Origin of the sequence: Sporosarcina thermotolerans (genome assembly GCF_042658975.1) — a bacterium.
GTDB lineage: Bacteria > Bacillota > Bacilli > Bacillales_A > Planococcaceae > Sporosarcina > Sporosarcina thermotolerans.
The window spans coordinates 153,200-172,633 of record NZ_JBHSRM010000003.1; the positions used below are offsets into that span (position 1 = coordinate 153,200).

13 protein-coding genes are annotated in these 19,434 nt (G+C 42.4%); 6 read left to right on the top strand and 7 right to left on the bottom strand.

The features are described from left to right. Window positions 1-493 precede the first annotated feature (493 nt). Both ilvD and ACFPZG_RS03655 read right to left on the bottom strand, forming a co-directional pair. The gene (ilvD, locus tag ACFPZG_RS03650) at window positions 494-2,161 is read right to left on the bottom strand and encodes a dihydroxy-acid dehydratase (RefSeq protein ID WP_317940576.1); all 1,668 of its coding nucleotides are present in this window, start codon (window positions 2,159-2,161) and stop codon (window positions 494-496) included. 260 nt (window positions 2,162-2,421) lie between these two features. Next, window positions 2,422-2,961 (bottom strand): DL-endopeptidase inhibitor IseA family protein, encoded by a 540-nt coding sequence (locus ACFPZG_RS03655; RefSeq protein WP_283732728.1) that lies wholly within the window; start codon window positions 2,959-2,961, stop codon window positions 2,422-2,424. A gap of 416 nt (window positions 2,962-3,377) precedes the next feature. On the opposite strand from ACFPZG_RS03655, the gene ACFPZG_RS03660 reads away from it, so the two are divergent. The 4 genes from ACFPZG_RS03660 (at window position 3,378) to ACFPZG_RS03675 (ending at window position 6,487) form a co-directional block, all read left to right on the top strand. Continuing rightward, window positions 3,378-3,536 (top strand): sporulation histidine kinase inhibitor Sda, encoded by a 159-nt coding sequence (locus ACFPZG_RS03660; protein WP_381426414.1) that lies wholly within the window; start codon window positions 3,378-3,380, stop codon window positions 3,534-3,536. A 95-nt stretch (window positions 3,537-3,631) separates the two neighbouring features. Further along, window positions 3,632-4,459, top strand: a complete 828-nt coding sequence (locus ACFPZG_RS03665; RefSeq protein ID WP_317940575.1) for a hypothetical protein — start codon at window positions 3,632-3,634, stop codon at window positions 4,457-4,459. A gap of 104 nt (window positions 4,460-4,563) precedes the next feature. Then, window positions 4,564-5,925 carry an S-layer homology domain-containing protein gene (locus ACFPZG_RS03670; RefSeq protein WP_381426403.1) on the top strand — a complete coding sequence of 454 codons (1,362 nt, stop codon included), beginning with the start codon at window positions 4,564-4,566 and terminating at the stop codon, window positions 5,923-5,925. A gap of 76 nt (window positions 5,926-6,001) precedes the next feature. Next, entirely contained in the window at window positions 6,002-6,487 is a 486-nt protein-coding gene (locus tag ACFPZG_RS03675; protein WP_317940573.1) for a VanZ family protein, read from the top strand. 443 nt (window positions 6,488-6,930) lie between these two features. Here the strand turns inward: ACFPZG_RS03675 and ACFPZG_RS03680 are convergent, their stop codons facing one another. From ACFPZG_RS03680 to ACFPZG_RS03695, 4 genes are all read right to left on the bottom strand, one after another. Continuing rightward, window positions 6,931-8,064, bottom strand: a complete 1,134-nt coding sequence (locus tag ACFPZG_RS03680) for a M20 family metallopeptidase (protein ID WP_317940572.1) — start codon at window positions 8,062-8,064, stop codon at window positions 6,931-6,933. Window positions 8,065-8,403: 339 nt separating this feature from the next. Continuing rightward, complete coding sequence (locus ACFPZG_RS03685) at window positions 8,404-12,933, bottom strand: endonuclease (protein ID WP_317940571.1); 4,530 nt, start codon at window positions 12,931-12,933, stop codon at window positions 8,404-8,406. Window positions 12,934-13,204: 271 nt separating this feature from the next. Beyond that, a complete protein-coding gene (locus ACFPZG_RS03690; protein ID WP_317940570.1) occupies window positions 13,205-14,941 on the bottom strand; it encodes an AAA family ATPase in 1,737 nt (578 codons plus the stop codon). A 571-nt stretch (window positions 14,942-15,512) separates the two neighbouring features. After that, complete coding sequence (locus tag ACFPZG_RS03695) at window positions 15,513-15,644, bottom strand: hypothetical protein (RefSeq protein ID WP_283732737.1); 132 nt, start codon at window positions 15,642-15,644, stop codon at window positions 15,513-15,515. 278 nt (window positions 15,645-15,922) lie between these two features. Between ACFPZG_RS03695 and ACFPZG_RS03700 the strand changes: the two genes are divergently transcribed. Continuing rightward, window positions 15,923-16,600 (top strand): C40 family peptidase, encoded by a 678-nt coding sequence (locus ACFPZG_RS03700; RefSeq protein WP_317940569.1) that lies wholly within the window; start codon window positions 15,923-15,925, stop codon window positions 16,598-16,600. 230 nt (window positions 16,601-16,830) lie between these two features. Here the strand turns inward: ACFPZG_RS03700 and ACFPZG_RS03705 are convergent, their stop codons facing one another. Then, window positions 16,831-17,748, bottom strand: coding sequence for a patatin-like phospholipase family protein (locus ACFPZG_RS03705; protein WP_283732740.1), 918 nt, complete (start codon window positions 17,746-17,748; stop codon window positions 16,831-16,833). Window positions 17,749-17,949: 201 nt separating this feature from the next. Between ACFPZG_RS03705 and ACFPZG_RS03710 the strand changes: the two genes are divergently transcribed. After that, the gene (locus ACFPZG_RS03710) at window positions 17,950-18,516 is read left to right on the top strand and encodes a general stress protein (RefSeq protein ID WP_283732741.1); all 567 of its coding nucleotides are present in this window, start codon (window positions 17,950-17,952) and stop codon (window positions 18,514-18,516) included. Window positions 18,517-19,434: the final 918 nt, after the last annotated feature.

Below are 19,434 nucleotides of genomic sequence, written 5' to 3' on the forward strand. Positions count from 1 at the left end.
CTCCTCCTTACTTTTTTATTGTATTTTTATTAATTAACCCAACTATGAAAGTGGCTTGCTCCGTTGATTGGAGCGAAAGCCGTTACGAAGAACGGCTTTTGCGAGTAAAAGCGTAGCGTTACGAGCAGGAAGTAGTAAGCTGAAGCCATGCCCCCCGGAAAGCGTCCGCCTGTAGCGGAAATCAACTGTCACGTATAAATAAAAAAAGCCTTTTCTCCCCACACAAAGAAATCCTATCTTCATGTAAGGGATGAAAAAGCTTTTCATGGTACCACCCTTGTTCGCAGCATCCGCCGCCTCGCGAATGAACAAAAATAACCGTCCATTCATTGATAACGAGCCCAATATTACATAAGCCCGGGACTGCCTACTAGCTAACACTTTCAGCAATCCACTCCGGGGAGATGTCGCGGATAGTTGCATTGCCGGCTTCCAGCACGACCGGCTCTCTGTGAATGCAAGGATCTATCAACTTTTACCCCATCATCGATTTTTATATTTTCATCACGCCGCCAGTGCTGGCTGACGTAACAAGTTTTGAATATCTTGCTAAATACCCTTTTTTGATTTTCGGCTCGAATGGTTGCAGCTTACTTTTACGCTCCGCTAACACTTCGTCAGTTACCTTCAACTCAATCGTTCGATTCGTCAAATCAATGGCGATAATATCTCCATCTTCGACTAAAGCAATCGGACCGCCCTCTGCCGCTTCCGGTGAAATATGTCCGATGGAAATTCCACGGGAGGCTCCGGAGAATCGACCATCCGTAATGAGCGCCACTTTCGTTCCTAATCCTCTTCCTTGAATTGCAGAAGTAGGAGCAAGCATTTCCGGCATTCCCGGCCCGCCTTTCGGACCTTCATATCGGATGACGACGACATGCCCTTCACGGACATTGCCGTTATCAATGTTCTCCTGCGCCGCTTCCTGGGAATCAAAGACAATCGCTTCACCAGTAAACTCCTTGATAGATGGGTCGACTGCACCGACTTTGATAACTCCGCCGTCCGGTGCGATGTTGCCGAATAAAACCGACAAACCTCCGACTGGACTATATGGATTATCTTTTGTACGGATCACTTGATCATTTGTAATATGATGATCCTTCACATCTTCACCAATCGTTTTGCCTGTAATCGTTATGCGATCGGGGTGAATGGCGCCCGGGATCTTCGTAAGTTCATTGATGATGGCACTGACGCCACCCGCTTTGAATATGTCATCCATCGAGATATCCGATGCTGGCATGATTTTCGCCAAATACGGAACCCGTTCCGCCACTTTATTAATGTCTTGTACGCTATATTCGATTTCTGCTTCATGTGCGATCGCCAATGTATGTAAAACCGTATTCGTCGATCCGCCCATCGCCATGTCGAGTGCGAATGCATCATCGATGGCTTCCTTCGTCACGATGTCCCGCGGTTTGACATTTTCTTTCACCATGCGGATCAAGTGCTTTGCCGCATCCTTTATCAGTTTATGGCGCTCTTCCGAAGTCGCGACAATTGTTCCATTGCCTGGCAACGCCATTCCAAGCATTTCCATTAGGCAGTTCATAGAGTTCGCCGTGAACATTCCCGAGCAAGATCCGCATGTTGGACATGCATTGTTTTCAATGTCAAGAAGCTCTTCCGCAGTCATCTTGCCAGATTTATATGCTCCGACTCCTTCGAACACCGATGTTAGGGAAAGCTGAGCCCCTGTTGAAGAGACCCCCGCCTCCATCGGCCCGCCCGAGACGAATACGGAAGGGACATTCGTCCGTACCGCAGCCATGAGCATTCCCGGCGTGATTTTGTCACAGTTCGGGATGTAGAACACACCATCGAACCAATGCGCATTGATAACAGTCTCCGCCGAATCGGCAATCAGTTCGCGGCTCGGAAGCGAGTAACGCATTCCGATATGACCCATCGCAATTCCATCATCGACACCGATCGTATTGAATTCGAATGGAACCCCGCCTGCTTCCCAAATCGCCTCTTTAACGATTTCAGCAAATTTATTCAAATGTTTATGTCCTGGAATAATATCAATATATGAATTACAAACCCCGATGAAAGGCTTCTCCAAATCCCTGGTCTTCACACCGGTCGCATATAGCAGACTTCGATGCGGGGCACGGTCGACCCCTTTTTTAATCATGTCACTTCTCAAGGCAATCTCTCCTTGTCAATTCATCTATCAGCTATTAATTTGATAGAAGTGTGTGAAATGAATCACAAATCAAAATAGATTGTTGCTATCATATATCGGATAATAACTTGCGTCAACCCTCTTTTTTCAAATAATTTATCAATTGTGAATTATGATTAATTTTGTATCCGCTTACATTATTGACAGTCTGCCTTTTGCTAAAAATATGACACTTTTAAAATATTTTTTATTCAATGATGTGATCTGTAAGAATTGATTCTTCATTCATTGAATTTATCAATCCGCCAGCCAGCCTTTTTCACATAGATATAGTTGACCGTAAACTTCTCGGCAGTCCGGGTATCGCCGATAGGGACTGTCAATTCGAATGTCATTTTTCTTCCCTTCGATTTCATTTCCCTCGCTGTCGCGATTTCCCATATTAAAAGTGATTCCTCTTCATCTTCAGTTTCCGGCTGCGCCAACTTCTTTTCGTACTTAATAATCCCGTTTTTTCGGATGAACCTTTTAGCTTTTTTCTTAGTCACGAACTTCCGTATTTCCGCATTCAGTTTTTTCTTTGAATCCAAATGCCCTGCCAAGTAGCGATAGTTTAGGTGTTTATGCATAAAGGTCGTATACTCGCTTTCCTTATACAAACCACCGGCCATTACAATGTTTTCCATCTCCACCCAAGCGGTTGCCAATTCTATTGCACTTTTCGGTGTTAAGGCAGTTCGGTTAGTCGAATCTTTTCCACAAGCGGACAATACAATCACTAACATCAAAATGAATGCAACGTACTTTCTTTTATTTACCACCACTCAACCTCCTGACGACCCTGATACTTAAACGTATGAGAAATTTTGGGATCAAATACGCCAATCTACTTAATCAAAAACCATTTACATAAGGATTTTACTTGTAAGAATATTTCGCGACATGAATACAATTACAATGGGTCTCTATCTTTATGCATTAAAAATTGAACTGTTTCAAAAAAATCTTTCGACAAATTTCGCGGTTTCTCTACTTGTGGATAACTTTGTCCACGTTATACACATTGACCCATGCGCGTTAACAGCTTTACAAACAAGTTAACCACAACTTATCCACGGTTAACTGTGGATAAGAGAACGATTGTTCTTAAAATAAAACTCTGATATTGTATACATACCGAATCTTTAACGTATGCAATTAAAAACTTTTTTATGAAGGAGTCTATGCAATGTCGAGAATGTCGGACGATTTACTGGTCGAAGCCTATGAACAAGCAATCGTACTGAATCTCTGTCCCGGGTTTATAATATTATTGGAAAAAGAAATTCAACGCCGTTCATTACAACATGACATAGAACCCTCTCAAAGCACCTTGAAGAGCTCATCCTTTCAATGAAGGACAAGCTCTTTTTTTTGATTCATTTTCACTTAAATATCACAACTTTCAACCGATATACAGAATAAGGATTAGTATTTATGGAGGTGTTAAAATTGATTAAAAGAATCTTTAGCTTGTTCGTCATCGCTTTCTTTTTAGGCAGTACCATGCATTCCGCGGAAGCTGCAACTATTAGTGAACAAAGCAGAATTATTTTCGGTACTTTACAGTATTTAGATAAAAACGGTAGATATCTTACAATAAAAAGAGATAATGGGGGACTGGAAAACTACTATTTCCAGCGTCATACATTAATTATTAACGATAAGGGAGCAGCAGGACTAAGCGCTCTAATAGAAGGAGACCGTCTCAGACTTCAATTTACCGAAACCGGTTCATCACGTATAGACAAAGTGGAAGTGTTAAATGAAGAAAAAGAAATAGAGTCGATCCGGAAAGGAAAGATCCATCAGTTAGATGCCTTATCGGGGAAAATCAAGTTGAGCGACAGCAGTAAATACACGCATTATTCATGGGGCTACCAGTCCTATTATAATAGAAACAGTACTTTTCAATTATCTAATGATGTATTAATCTATTACGGTGGCCAGCTGCTTGATAGCTCACAGTTCCGCTACTATTCCAAGTTTGATGCTTTTTTCGTAACAAGCATGAGCTTTACGAATGAAATTGTTCAACGTGTCATCATTAACCGTAGCAGCGGAAAAGACTTGCAAGAGGAAATCACTTTTTTGAATGAAGGTCAACAATTCATTGAATTAAAGTCTTCCGGAAAAGTTAATTTCCACGAAGGTACTATTTTCATTCGCAATAATCGAATTGTCGATCCAGTCAGCATTATGAAAGGCGATAAGGCTTTCATCGCAACTGACAACATCGATGGAAAGCTCTATGCAAGCATCGTTTATATTACAAAATAAAGAGGAAAAGGTGAGATCAAGCATACATGATGAATTCCAACAAATCCAAGTTACTAGTTTTCTTATGCATCGCATTCATTTCATTCATAATACTTACGGATCGGGTGGAAGCAAGGCCCCTCGATTATAATGGCGGCGTTATGAATGAATATACATATGAAGAAGTTTTCTTTTTAGAGAGCTACCCAATTACATTCAGCGGTAAGCCAGTAGTGACAGAACGAATCGCTAAAGATAAAATCACAACGACCTACCGTTTCAATTTAACTAGTAAAAGCGGCGACAAATTGGTGCGCAACGTTGTTTACGAAACTGCATTGGACAATCGGACAGATAAAGGGCAAACAACATCCCAGACAACTGTAAAAAGCTATACAGAAAAAGTAACGACTACAACGAATACGATATTCACATTGGATGATATTCAATTTACACACTCAACAGTAATCGATCATCGAGCAGCTTCCGATTTTTATTCCGGGGATTTAATCGCAACTAAAAGATATATCGTAACACGGCCTTCAATTCCATTGGCTGCAGATGAACTGATCACTGTTCATATGACGGGTCGGAACGTGGGATATGAAAATTTCTGGGGCGCGACAGAAACACAAATCATCGACTACGAAATTATAGGGAATAACGGCACGACACTTGTTACAAGCAAAGTTTCAGATAGCACGACGAAGAAACTTGAATATCGTCAGCATGATCCAACGCTATCCAGCTTCACAGGCGGACATATCATCATTGTAAATTCAGATATGGTTAGTAAATATACGTATTCCTATCCGTATTACCTTAGAAACGGGTCTTTTGATCTTTCCAAACAAAATACGCCTACACTACAAAGATTGGTCGTCCCTAAGTTCCTTGACTTAACGAATCATTGGGCTAAGGACTCCATTGAAAAACTTTACTCCATCGGTGTATTTGATGATTCATCCGTTAAGTTCATGCCAGGCGAGATAATGACACGCTACGATTTTACAATTGGCGTTTTAAAAGCTGTCGATACAAGGGTGACGGAAAGCACGACTAAAAAAACATCCACTAAGTCCATTTTCAAAGATGTATCAGCGAAAGATAAAGGATATATGTATATCGAAAGCGCTGTTAACCAAGGTATCATCAACGGTTTCACAGCAGAACTGTTCAAACCGGACGACCCACTAACACGGGCACAAGCAGCAGCAGTTCTCGTCAGGGCACTTGGAATGGAAGGACGGGCTCCGGCCTCCGCATATAGTAAATTTGCTGATGATAGAAGCATTCCGGCTTGGGCACGGAATAGCGCATACGTCGCAAATGAACTCGGCATCATCCATGGGGACGCCAATCGTAGGTTCAACGCACAGCAGCACCTGACAAGAGCCGAGGCATCCGCCATGCTCCAAAGATTCGTCGACTTTCTTGAAGATGACTTGCAGAAGAACTACCGTGATGATGTACTGAACTTGAACTAACAGATCTAACAACAAAAACCTTCTTAAATGGAAGGTTTTTTTCTTCTATCTGAAAGAATTATGGTACAATTCATGTATGAAAAAATTAGTGGCGTTTTTAATTATCATTGGAATTCTATTTGTCTCATCCGGTCAAACCTATGAACAACAATCCCTTATCCCATCACTAAAAAAATGGCTACCAAACCAACCGATGCATTCCTTACTTGAAAAACTTCAAATCCCTTATTGGGGCAGGATCATTTCAATAGAAGAAAGGGGCTATTATCATTTTGTCGAATTTCTTCTAAGAAAAAGCGCACATTTTTTGATTTTCGGCTGCCTCGCTGTCGTAATTTATTGGATGCTGTCGAAAAAAGCTTCCCGCGTACTCCGATTTTTCTTAGCCTTATTATTTACCGCAATTCTCGCAGGTATAGATGAATATCATCAATCCTTAACAGGAGGAAGAACCCCTACAATGCAGGATGTTGTTCTTGACGTATCAGGGGCATTTACTTTCCTTCTTCTCGTACAGGTTTTTATTATGATAAAAAGCAAATGGAAGAAGTATCGGACTTAACTCCCTATGGATTATAGGGGGTTATTTTTTTGAGGGAACACTTTGATAGTGAATGAGAACTTTTCTACGATAATGGAGAACTCCTACACTTTAATGAGAACTCTTCTACGAGAAAGGAGAACTCCAGGCACTTTAATGAGAACTTTTCAACGATAAAGGAGAACTCCAGGCACTTTAATGAGAACTCTTCAACGATAAAGGAGAACTCCTGACACTTTAATGGGAACTCTTCTACGAGAAAGGAGAACTCCTAACACTTTAATGAGAACTCTTCGACGAGAAAGGAGAACTCCTAACACTTTAATGAGAACTCTTCGACGAGAAAGGAGAACTCACGATACTTTAACGAGAACTCTTCAGCGATAATCGGGAACTCCCATGCTCCTTCCCACAAAAAAAGATCCCAAGATCACTTCCCCCTCTTGGAATCTCCCTAAATCCAATCATTCCTCCGCTGAAAGTCTACCAATCAATTCTGCCAATAAGTTCGTTCTTTCGACAAGTGATGGGATTTCCAAATATTCCTGCTCACTATGTGTATTTCCGCCGATAGGCCCTAACCCATCGATTGTCGGAATTCCAATGGCTGAAGTGAATGACGCATCGGATCCGCCTCCGGTTGAGACATCGGTGATTTTGATTCCCAAGCCGTCTCCTATTTCCTTGATGACTTCCAGCAACTCGATCGTTTGCTCATTCTTCACCATTGGAGGACGGTTAATGCCACCTTCGAGTGTAATCTTTGTTCCCGGAACATCAGATGTTGAACAGATTTCCCTAATCTTCCTGTCTATTAATTCGGCTTGCTCAGCATATCTAATTCGTACGTCGACATGTGCAGCAGCCGTTGGGGCAACCGTGTTTACCGATTCGCCTCCTTCAATAAGACCGACGCTAACACTGACCCCCTCGTCATGATTAGTCAGTGCATGCAATTTAATGATCTTATGGGCGAGCTCACCAATTGCGCTAATTCCGTTTTGCGGTTCGATGCCGGAGTGTGTGGCTTTACCTTTGACGTAAACGGAATAACGCCCCACTCCACGCCGAGCGGTTACTAACGATCCGTCCTTGCGGGCAGGCTCCATGATTAATGCATATTTTTTCCCCTTGGCATACTTTTCAATTATCGGCCTTGACGTTTCGGATCCGGTTTCTTCATCACCATTCAATATGATTTGAACACTTTCAAGTGCTTTCGGATTGTTTTCTTTCAACGCCTTAATCGCATACAAAAGCGCGACTTGGCTACCTTTCATATCAATGACACCAGGTCCATATGCCTGGTCACCAACTATCGTGAATGGTCTTTCTTTCGCGGTGCCAACTTTGAAAACAGTATCCATATGAGCTACAGCAATGATGGATGGATTTTCCCCATAGGTGATCACGAGATTATTTCCACTCACAGACTCATGAACTACTTCTACTGAAAATCCTATTTCTTCATAGAGTTCCTTCAATATCCCGCCAACTTCATCTATTCCTTCCTTATGAGATGAGCCGGAGTCAATATTCACAAGCTTTTCAAGCAATAAAAGCATTTCCTCTTTCTTCGTTTGCAAAAATTCCTTCAATTTATTCCATCCCTTCCCCACCGGACTGGACAACAATTCTCCACAATTAAAGGATAATATCTTGCCCTTCTCCCAGTTTCATTCCTAATGAACACGCACATATATATTAGGCGAATATTCATACAAATTGTAACCGAATTATCGGGATTGCACAATGCCACCTACCCCAAATTATTTAATTAAAGACGCATAAAGACATGGAAAAAGCAAAAATCATTCCAAATACTCATAAATCATCCCAGACACTCATAACCCGTACCAGACACGCATAAAACATTAAATCGTCTATATCGATTTTAAAAAACGGCCCCAGGAAGTCACCTCCCCAGGCCGTTTTTCTTACGAAGCTTTTCTTATATTATCTGTGTTAGTACTACCTTTTTTCCAAATCGAATTAACCCACTCCGGATGGTCGATAAACGGATTGCGGTTGCCTTGCCATTTTTCGATAACATTATTACGGTTCATTTCAAACGCATCGACTGGATCCATTTCATGCCATTCTAACAGCACCGATAGTTTACCGTGGTATGGATTGCTGCCATTATTCAGCAGTTCATTCAGTTCCAAATCTACACGGTCACCGGCTTCGTAACGGGTTGCCATATAGAACAGTATCCGCGCCACATCGCCTTTTACCCGATCAGGTGGCTCCCAAGAATTTGTTGTTCTAAAGCAGCCATCACAGCCTTTCACCGCATTCCCGCCATAGTCAAAATCGAGATTGCCACGTGAGCTGTTCACTTGGACATCGGTAGGACGCAAATGATGGATATCAGTCCCAGGTCCTTTGCTTGTACCGAAATTGCCATGCGATTTTGCCCAAACATGCTCTCTGTTCCAATCGCCGACATTTCCGCCGTTACGATCCTTTGAACGTGATTCGCCTGAATAGAACAAGATGACATTGTCCGGATTATTTGGATCTTTGTCGGTTTCTTTTAAGGCATCCCAAACTTCCGAATAGGAAAGCTGGCGGTGATCTGAAATGATTTCGTGAAGAGCATCTTTCAGTGCCTGCCCTTCTTTTCCGAATGCATTCTTGTAATAATCGTCACCAGGAACGTCAACATCCTCTTTAATAACAGTCACTGTAAAGCTTGCTGTAACCGACTTATCCCCGTCCGTTGCAGTTACCCCAACGATATGGCTGCCTTCTTCAAGTGTCAGTGTAAGTTCGCCTTTATTCACTGTCCCTTTTGTTGCAGAATACGTCAGCTGATCACCATCCGGATCACTGAAATGCTCGGAGAGTACGATTGAAATTGTCTCCCCGGTTTTCGCATCCTTGTTCGGGATCGGCTTCGAAATTACTGGCGCATTGTTCTCGTTCGGAACGCCGATGCGCTTCCCTTTCGAGTTGTAAAAGATGACTTCAGTAGGGTCTGCCCCTTTAATAAAATCGATTCGCTCAATGTTTTCGGCACCTCTAATCTCGAGTGGATGTTTGCCTTCCACGATTACATGCCCCATCTCGGTACCTTTCATATCTACGATTAAGCCCTTTTTCTTCGGCTGTAAGATAACGGTATTCGTCTTGAACCCTTCGCCCGTTAACTCAGCATAGTCCCCTTTCAGGTACATGCCATCCTTCAATGATGATTGTGCGTCCATATAGACCGCAACACTTGGTTCTGCAATCATCACTTGCTTTTTATGATAATTAACAAGGTTATACACTTTCTTAATTGGAACCGGCTCCCAAACGACAGGGGCAACGAAACCAATCTGTACCATGACTGGATCATGATCGCTTGCACGTCCCGCCATATCCGTGAAGTCTGCATTGATGTGTAAAATATCAATTTCTGTTTGATCAACCAAATTATTCGACACTAAAATATGATCTAACACTTGCGAGTTGCCTTGGTACACGTATGAATATCTGTCAGCCATCTCGACTTGATTGATCAAATTCGTCATCAAGTTACCCTCATGGATTTTCAATGCATCTGTAAATTGGTAGTCATTGAAATCTCCAAGTGAAACGACATTCGCATCAGGATTATCGGCCTTAATGTCGGAAATGAACTCATCTACGAGCTTCGCAATTTGCTTGCGCTGCACTTCACTTCCATAGACCGGCGGCTGCTGCGAACCGAATAATGGCGTGTCTCCCGTTTTGGAGTTCCAATGGTTCGCAATTACGACAATGGACTCCCCTTGGAAATCGAATTGCGCTGCCAACGGCTTACGACTGCTGTTGAATGCTTGGTCATTCGGGGAAATCCGTCCAGGATTTAGCGTCAATTTTCCGTTTTCATATCCCACGGCTGTTGTCGCATCCCCATGCGGAATTCCATTCGTCAATGAAACCCTTGCTGGATTATAAAGGAATCCAACACGGATATTCGCATTCGGCTGTCCGCCGTCATCATTATTCACCGGGTCGATATTGACGTATTCATACTTAACACCGCCTGCATCGACAATCGCTTGGATTAGTCGCTCATAACTTTGATTCGCCTTCGAATCACCTGCATCCGGGCCATTATTATCCTGCACTTCGGTCACGCCGATAATATCCGGACTCTGCATATCTACTGCGAATGCCCGTGCCAGTTTTTTCGTTTTATCATTCGAAGTAGTTTTTGTATTGTTCGAGAAGTTTTCCAAGTTATATGAAGCGATTGTTAGCTTGTCCTCCGATTTCACAATCGTTGTCTTCTCAGGAACTGCATCCCCTTTTGTATGCCTTTGTTGCATTTCATTCAAGGACACGTAGATTTTATAGTTTTGGAACGAATAGCCGACAACACCTGTAATTGGCCCTGTGAAACGGTCACCCGTCGCGACTTCAAAATCACGTGCCGGCCCATTCGGTTCCAACCTGAATTGAACACGGTCTGCGTTCTCGTCATCTTCCTTGAATAAAATTCCGCCATTTAGCGTATCTGTCGCGGCATTTTCAAATACTGTAACAAGGTCACCATGCTCCTGGGGGCCTACCGCCTTGACATTGCCAACCTGGACAAGCATTGCTTCGCGGCTTTCCCAGAAATCGGCAGCATATGTCGCAGGATCGAATTCTTCGAACTGATAGCTTGCGATTTTCTCATTCGGTAAATTCTTTTCATTAATAATGAATGGAGTTGGAAGCGACACATTTCTCTCTAAGATTTGCACATTGCCGCCACGATCATCACGTACATTGATCTGCGTCGTCTTCAAATCAGTTTCCTGCCGATCCGCATATCCATCGATTGCATATTCACTAACTTCCCCCGTTACAGAAACGAAGTCCCCGATCGAGAGATTCCAAGCGTCCCGCCCACTATATAGGACGATTGCTTCTGAAGTGTTCAAATTGCCGTCGCGCTTATCGTCCGGTGACTGGATATGATAATAAACCGATCCGTTCAGTTCATATTTATACGTGACAATTCCTTCGACGCCTTCCACGATTTGACCGTCAAAAGGAGATACATGCCCCTCCCCTTGTATATCATGGATTTGCAAACTTTCTGTAATTGTGTAATTGAAAGTCTTCACATCACCATATCGGCCGTCATTCGTTTTCACGACAGCTTTGATTGTCATGTCTTCCCTTACATCAATCGGCGTAGCGTATGTTGCGCCACTTTCAATCGGATTCATGCCGTTCAATGTATATAGAATTTCAGAATCAGGTGTTCCTGTAGTCAATGAAACCTTCACACCACCAACAAATGTACCGCTGCCCGGATTCGCGATCACCGGCTGAATGACTGAACTATCAACGACAACATCCACCGTCGAACGGGGGATGATCTGGTAATCATTATCGAACTGCTGAACGATACCTGTAATCGAATCATACGTTGTTCCGACAGATAGTCCGAGTGATGCCGTTTCATCACGAACGATGAATTCATGCCCGTCCGTCGCTAAATAATTTGCCCAGCCACTTCCGGCTTGAACATCTGACAGGATTGCATTATGCACAGTGACGAGCTGTGATTCCACCGCTTCGCCAACTTCTGCCCCTGTAATTACTGTAGGTGCCGGGTCTCCTGCATTCTTATTTAATTCAACAATGGATGCACCATCCAATTGCAGCAATCCCCGATAATCGGCAAGTGTGCCGGTCAATGTCACTTCGTCGCCAATTGAAGCAGGCAAACTTATTGGTCGTACTGCGATTCCTCCTGTTTCGTCCTGGATTGAAATGGTGTTTTTCAAGTTAGCTGCAACTATGCCTTTTATTGTAACCGTTTCACCAAGAGCCATAGAACGCGCATCTGCTATTGTTAAAATATCTCCGGATTCATCGGGGTTTCCGGGTTCACCTGGTTCGGTGCCATCCATTTCATGTGACCCCAAATAATCGAATGTGTCCTTCGGATAAACGTTCCATTCATCATCCCGATTAAACGCATCATTTGGAACCGAATCCCCGCTTGTAATCGTAGCCTTTCGAACGAGTGTGACATCAGTCCCCCAATTGTTCCTTGCCCCGACTTGTCCAAATGAATCGATTACCTTATCCTCTTTTTTAAGAACAAGCGCATCATCCCCATTGAAATTGATGACGCTCATATTTTCAAGATTACCCTTATCTTTAATTCCGGCAGCTGCATCGCGATGATAGATGACAAATGTCTCATTTGCACCTAATGTCCCCGACAACGTCAGTTTTGAAGTCGCCACAGTCGCACCATTCGCGTAAAGCTCCACTGAATACTTACTTAAATCCACGGCCTGTCTTGTTCCGTTATAAAGCTCAATCGCCTTATTAAAACTGCTGCCCTCAACGTACTCCGAAATGAACAAATCGGACACAGCCGACTCTGCCTTTGCAATATTCGGTATTGACGGCACTAACATACTTGCCACCAATCCAACTGCCAAAAAACTATTCAAACGCTTTCTCCATCTCTTATTTCGCATGGTACCATTCTCCTCTCAACACTAAAAATTATGGTGCTGCGCGTCATAGATCGTAAGAAAACCGCTCCTTCCATTACAAGATTAATAGAATTGCATATTCATACTAACATTGCCTACTTCCAATGGCTATGCGACTTTTTGTAAGATTTCGCCACTACTATGTATTGCTTTCGAAGTATATTTATTCCAATGGAGGGGTGAGGTTAGTTGCAGAGAGAATTTAAAAAACACTCCCAATTGAACCTGGGAGTGTTGATTTTAATCTATCCAATTATACGACGACTAACTCATCAAGCTGCACAACTTTGCTGTCCACAATTTTTTGAATCTCAGTTCCATCCAAAGTTTCTTTTTGGAATAAAACTTCGACCAACTCTTCAAACTGCGCAGCATTTTCACGGATAAGCGTTTCAGTTTTACCAATTGCCTCACCGAAAATCTCCTGCATTTTCATTTCTTTCTCGCCTTTATTAAACGTCAACGTGAAGCTATCTTGGTACAAGCCAGTGTCTACCATCCGTTCGATGATATCCTTCGCTTGCTGCACATCGCCGCTGACGCCGATGCTGTGCTCGCCAAGGTAAAGCCGTTCGGCAACTCCCCCCGCAAGGATCATGCTTACTTGGTCCATCAATTCACTTGCAGTCTGCAAATGAAGTTCCTTCTGAATCGGGGCAACATATCCAAGCGCTTGTCCACGTGGAATAATTGTCGCTTTACGGACAGATCCCGGTTTTGTTAACGCAGCAATCAGCGCGTGACCTGATTCATGGATTGCGACTCTTCTTTTCGTGTCAATATCATTCAAAGCACGTGATGTACTACCAAGGATCGTACGGTCAATCGCAAAATCGAGATCGCCCTTATCAATCTGTTGGCGACCATCACGGACCGCACGTTTACTTGCCGTTTCGAATAAAGAACTAAGCTCAGCACCCGAAAATCCGGAAGTGCTTTCCGCCAATACATCAAGTGATGCATACACTTCATCAGCTAACAGACGGCCTTTCGTATGAATATCAATGATTTCGCGGCGACCATTCGTATCCGGCAGCGGCACATTGAATGTATAGTCGATACGGCCTGGACGAAGGAATGCTTCATCCAACATATCTTTCCGGTTCGTCGCAGCGATGAAAAGAATCCCTTCATTGTCATTGCCGCCATCCAATTGAACAAGCAGCTCAGTCAATGTTTTCTCCGATTCTTCCCCACCATGCTCTTTTCGTTTACCAGCAAGCGCATCGACTTCATCGATGAAAATGACTGCCGGGCGATGCTTCCGCGCATTTTGGAATAATGTTCGTACACGAGATGCACCAACTCCGACAAACAATTCCGTGAAGGCGGAACCGCTTGATGAATAGAAAGTCGCCCCAATTTCATGGGCAATCGCTTGAGCAAGCAATGTTTTCCCTGTCCCAGGAGGCCCGTATAATAAAAGCCCTTTTGGCGCCTGAATCCCTAATTGCGTGGCGCGCACTGGGTCTTTAATAATTGACAATGTCTGGTGAATCTCGTCCTTCATTTCCTCAGGAAGTCCACCGATATCATCCAATGTAATGTCAGGAAGAGGAGTCGCTTTAGATGCCCCATTCTTCATTGAAGAAATACCAGCACCCAACTTCCCTTTTTTATGGAGGACCAACAGCGTTAAAAACGCCGCAATAATTAAACCACCAATGATCAAACCACTATATTGGCTATTATCAACAAATTTATATGAAAGGTTATATTTTTCCATTAATCGTTCAGCTAATTGGCTTTGCGGACGGACCTGTGTAATGTACAGTTCACCTTCCGTTTGCAAATACAATGTACCATCAGCCTTTTCCCTTAAAGCTAACTGTTGGTCATCTTGAGCCTGGATCGTCTTCTCAAATTCTGAAAACGATACATTTATCCCCTTATTCGCACCCGAAACATACCATCCGACACTTGCTACAATCCCAATGACTAAGACAACAAGGACGACAATCTTCGTTGCAAATTTCGAAATAGGCTTCAAGCCATCCCCAACTCCTTCTGTATGATGTTATTATTATATAATAAAAAACAGTATATGAATAGGTGGAATTAATGACAATTGTATTTCGCTAACTTACTATCTTGTAAGGTTTTTATTTAATTTACTGTTATACCAAAAAATGTTTTCACAATGAAAATAGTATATTTTTTTTGATAGGAAGATTGGGGGAGTTTTTATGGGAATGCGGGGATACTTTTATTCCCCTTGCTTTATCCACAATTCCATGCTATAATCAATCAGTTAACAAACGTAGTAACTTTATAATTTGACTTGGCATTCTACGTACTGTTTTTGAGGACACTTATTCACACTGGCGCGGCTAAAGGGTCGCAAGGACGCAAGAGTAGGCAGGGCTTGCGTTGCTTAAGGATAGAAGACATCCAGTGGAAAATGACCGCGGCATTGATCATTTTCAATTTAATTCGGATCACGAATTCTAAAGATGAACACAAAACTTCAACTAAAAAAGTTACTATAAATCAAAGGGTTGCTTCTCAAGACGAGAGCAACCCTTTTCCAATTTCCCACAAAAAAAACGACCGAATGGATCTTATCGCCCATTCAGCCGTTTTTCTTCTACTTTCATCGCCTCTATCTTGATCTTCCCAGTAGTTTTGCGAATCGTCTCTGCGTTTCTCCTATGGTCGTCCGCAGCATTCATCATGTAGATGACTTGAATCATTGTGTAATCCCTCCAATTCTCATTACTCCTTATATAGTATGTGCTGAAAAAAGAAAGGATACACATCGGTTTAATATAATACTTTTCTGAAATCATGGATAATTGCAATGAATCAAACTCAAGAAACATCATGTATCTCCGCTATGTAACTCGCCTGTAATATATTTGTAATTTAATTGCCCCCGTCCTGTAATGTTCAATCTTTACAATGATTACTGTGATCAGTAACTTATATAAAAATAAAAAGCCATATAGATCAGTGGTAGATAGGGGAAAGCATGAAGAAAGTTGCTTTATCGTTAATCGTAGCAGGTTCATTGGCATTTGGATTTACAACTGGAGATGCAGAAGCTAGTTCACCGGCATCCCAATCAGTATCAGTAAATAACGGCACATATACAACAGCTCATAATGTAAATATCCGTTCCGGAGCAGGAACTGGGAATAAAATTGTTTTATTAGCGAAAAAAGGTACAGAGGTTTCGGTTGTTGGACAAAAGAATGTTGGAAAAGAAGTTTGGTATAACGTTAAGGTGAATGGCAAAACAGGCTGGGCACTTAGCACTTTATTAACAAAGAATGGTGCGGCTACCAAAACAGCAAACAATGCATCAGTTGTTCAAAAAGCGAAGTCTTTGACAGGCATTCCTTATCGATTCGGAGGCACTTCCACGAAAGGATTCGATTGCAGCGGGTTCGTCCAATATGTCTACAAACAATCTGGCAAATCGGTTTCTCGTGACACATTAGGTCAATTCGCACAATCTAAAAAAGTGAGTGAACCAAAACCAGGCGACTTGGTATTCTTCCAAAATACATACCGCAAAGGCATTTCACATGTCGGCATTTATATCGGGAATAACAAATTCGTTCATGCCGGCGGTAAACAATCACAAATCGTAAGCCTAAGCAATAGTTATTGGAAATCAAAATTCCATAGTTTTAAACGTCTTTAAGAACAAAAGCGCAGGGCGCCTGCATAGAGGCGACAGGCATAAGGCGAAGATGCGGCGTGGCGCTTTTTGCCACATAGCAGATTTGACTTATGACCCGAGCCAATCGAACAGCGCAGGGTTCGATTTGCCGTATTTCTGCGCTCTTTGCAGAAATTAAGGCATCCCCTTCAGCGCCCGGAGTCTAGACGTAAATAAAAAAACGCCGGTACGTTATATGTACCAGCGTTTTTTTATATTACTCGAAAATTCCTCTTGCTCCCATTGGCATGTGGCCAAGTTTGCAGAAATTGGTTCGTTCGTGACCGCCCTATTTCCATGAGTACGTCTTTTTGTTCGTCCTCCATATTGAACTGGGTGGCGCTGTATTGTTCAACAGGAATGAAAATAATATCTTTCTCGTGCTTACGTGAGATATATCGTTCATCATGAGCGTTTTTCATTGTGGAGAACAGTGCTTCGAATAAGTTGAGTGCATTGGTGATTTCCCTTCCACCCATTTCCTTACTGTTTGAGCTCAATTTCATACCGATTAGAGGACGTTCCTTCTTCCCTTCCGCGTCGTCGAAAATCCACATCGGGAAATTGCTAAGAACTCCGCCATCCACAACAATTGCTTCTCCCGTTGGCGCCCTAAAACGTACTGGCTCGAAGAAAAAAGGGATATTGCAACTCATCCGAAGCGCTCTTGCGATTGGAAACATCCCAGGCTCGATACCGTAATGAACGAGATCATCCGGCAAAACGATCATCTTGCCATGCGTTAAATCCGACGCAACCAATTTTAATGACCCAGGCGGCAAATCTGAAAACGTATAAAGCCCTTTCTCCGACAGCTTTTCGAAAAACCAATCCTCTAAAGCTTTTCCTTGATAAAGCCCCATCCGCCGATACAATCCCAACCATTTCATAAAAGGGATTGGAAGGAGTGACTTGCGGGGATCCAACAGAGACTCTAAATTTTCCTCCTGCATCATCGCCTCAATTTCCTTACCCGAATACCCTGCTGCTATGAAACATGCAATAATTGCACCGGCACTCGTTCCCGCCAATCGCTTAAAACGATATCCTTGCTCCTCCAACACTTGGTACGCACCGACCAAAGCGAAACCTTTCAACCCGCCACCAGCAAACACCCCATCTATTAACACAGCATCCCTCCCATGGCGTTGTTATACTATAATATTTGGAACCGCAATGTAGAACTTACTATTGATGAATTGGCGCAACGAGTCATGAATAAGTCCATATTATTTCGAAATAAAAATCCACATTACTATTAGCGAAAAATGTTTTCATATTTTCCAATACGGGTATTTGATTAATCATCACGAAAAAAGGAGGCAATCTACATGAAGGAAAAGAAATTTGTAGGTATGTACCATGACGATTCGGAATTGATGGCGAAAATAGACCAATTAAAATCCCAAGGTTTCGAAGGCGAGAACATTTACGTGATTGCAGAGGACGAAAACGATATAAGAATGTTTCAAGGGATGAAATATGGTGATGTGAAAACAACACCTGATTCTTGGTTCAATCGTTTCATCGATTTTCTTACTGGTGAGGATCATGTCCGAAGCATGCTCCAAGAGGTTGGTGTTTCCGAAGGAGATATGGAAAATTATTATACTGAAATTAAGACCGGCGGGAAGCTATTATATGTGGACCAAGGCGAAGTGAATCTATTTCATACAAATTATTCCCGTAACAGTTTTGGTGTGTCGGATATAGGATCAGATCCGAATTTAGGCGCAAATCGTATTTCAGATTTCGAGTCGAATGAATTTTCTTCGAATAACTATTCATCCGGGGCTTTCCAAGATTCGAATTTGCACGAAGGAACAGATACGAATTTTGGACGAGTTGGCGGAGAAGCGACTGTCAACGAAAGCCGTAAGAAAACAGATTATGAATAAAAGTTGAAAGAAAGACCCGCAAAGCTGGACATGCTTTGCGGGTCTTTTTCGCGCTCTGTCCGTTTGGGGTGAGACAGAGATGACACGTTAAGGTTTAGGGTGAATTTGCATTGATAGTCTAATAGATCACGAGATTGCACATTGCCAATGGTAGATGAGTTTCAAACATTTTTACGATATTACTTTGACAAGTTGATACTTTCAACCATAAGAGTGAAGGGATTAAGCTGGCTGGATGCTACCTCAGCCCGGGTTGTTCGGATATCATATTTCAAATTAGAGAGATTTTATTGCTGTCTGCGACGACAGTCTATTAGGCGGAATTAGAATAAGTTGCCTGTCCATGGCAAGTCCCTAAAAAGCCTAAACTTTGAGTTGGGAGGTACTGTTGCAGTCAACGATGTTTGTTGTTTCATATGGTACCGCGAATTATTTATATCAAAGTAGAGGTGGAGGCAATGTCGATTACAACTCGCAAATGTGTTCATTGTTTGTCCTAGTTGTGTTACTCATAAGATGTTTCACCCTATTCCTTAAAAACCCCTTCGAAAAAGGGTTCTCTATACTGTATTACAGTGAACTTACTCTGATTAGGTTGCCGCCACGGTTGTCCAGAAAATAATTTATTAATTGTAAGAAAAAATGCATAAAATGAACGAAGTACGCATAAATTCCGCTAAAAGCTCATAAATTCACATAAATACTCATAAAAATTTTTTATGCGTTTTTAGCGCGTTTTATGCGTGATTCCACGAATTTATGCGCTTTACGAATCAAAAAAAGCGGTTCTAAATCAAATGTTGGGGTGATGTGATTTGCACATCACCCTTTAACTTTCTTTAACTTAAATTTTGCTATGAATAATGTTGATTTGCACTACAGGCGGACGCTTTCCGCCGGCATGGCTTCAGCCGCTTC

What these genes read in the sequence shown, in the direction of transcription:
- ACFPZG_RS03660 (WP_381426414.1), top strand. Translation starts at nt 3,378, where the DNA reads ATGTCGGACGATTTACTGGTCGAAGCCTATGAACAAGCAATCGTACTG.
- ACFPZG_RS03675 (WP_317940573.1), top strand. Translation starts at nt 6,002, where the DNA reads ATGAAAAAATTAGTGGCGTTTTTAATTATCATTGGAATTCTATTTGTC.
- ACFPZG_RS03685 (WP_317940571.1), bottom strand. Translation starts at nt 12,933, where the DNA reads ATGCGAAATAAGAGATGGAGAAAGCGTTTGAATAGTTTTTTGGCAGTT.
- ACFPZG_RS03695 (WP_283732737.1), bottom strand. Translation starts at nt 15,644, where the DNA reads ATGATTCAAGTCATCTACATGATGAATGCTGCGGACGACCATAGGAGA.
- ACFPZG_RS03700 (WP_317940569.1), top strand. Translation starts at nt 15,923, where the DNA reads ATGAAGAAAGTTGCTTTATCGTTAATCGTAGCAGGTTCATTGGCATTT.
- ACFPZG_RS03710 (WP_283732741.1), top strand. Translation starts at nt 17,950, where the DNA reads ATGAAGGAAAAGAAATTTGTAGGTATGTACCATGACGATTCGGAATTG.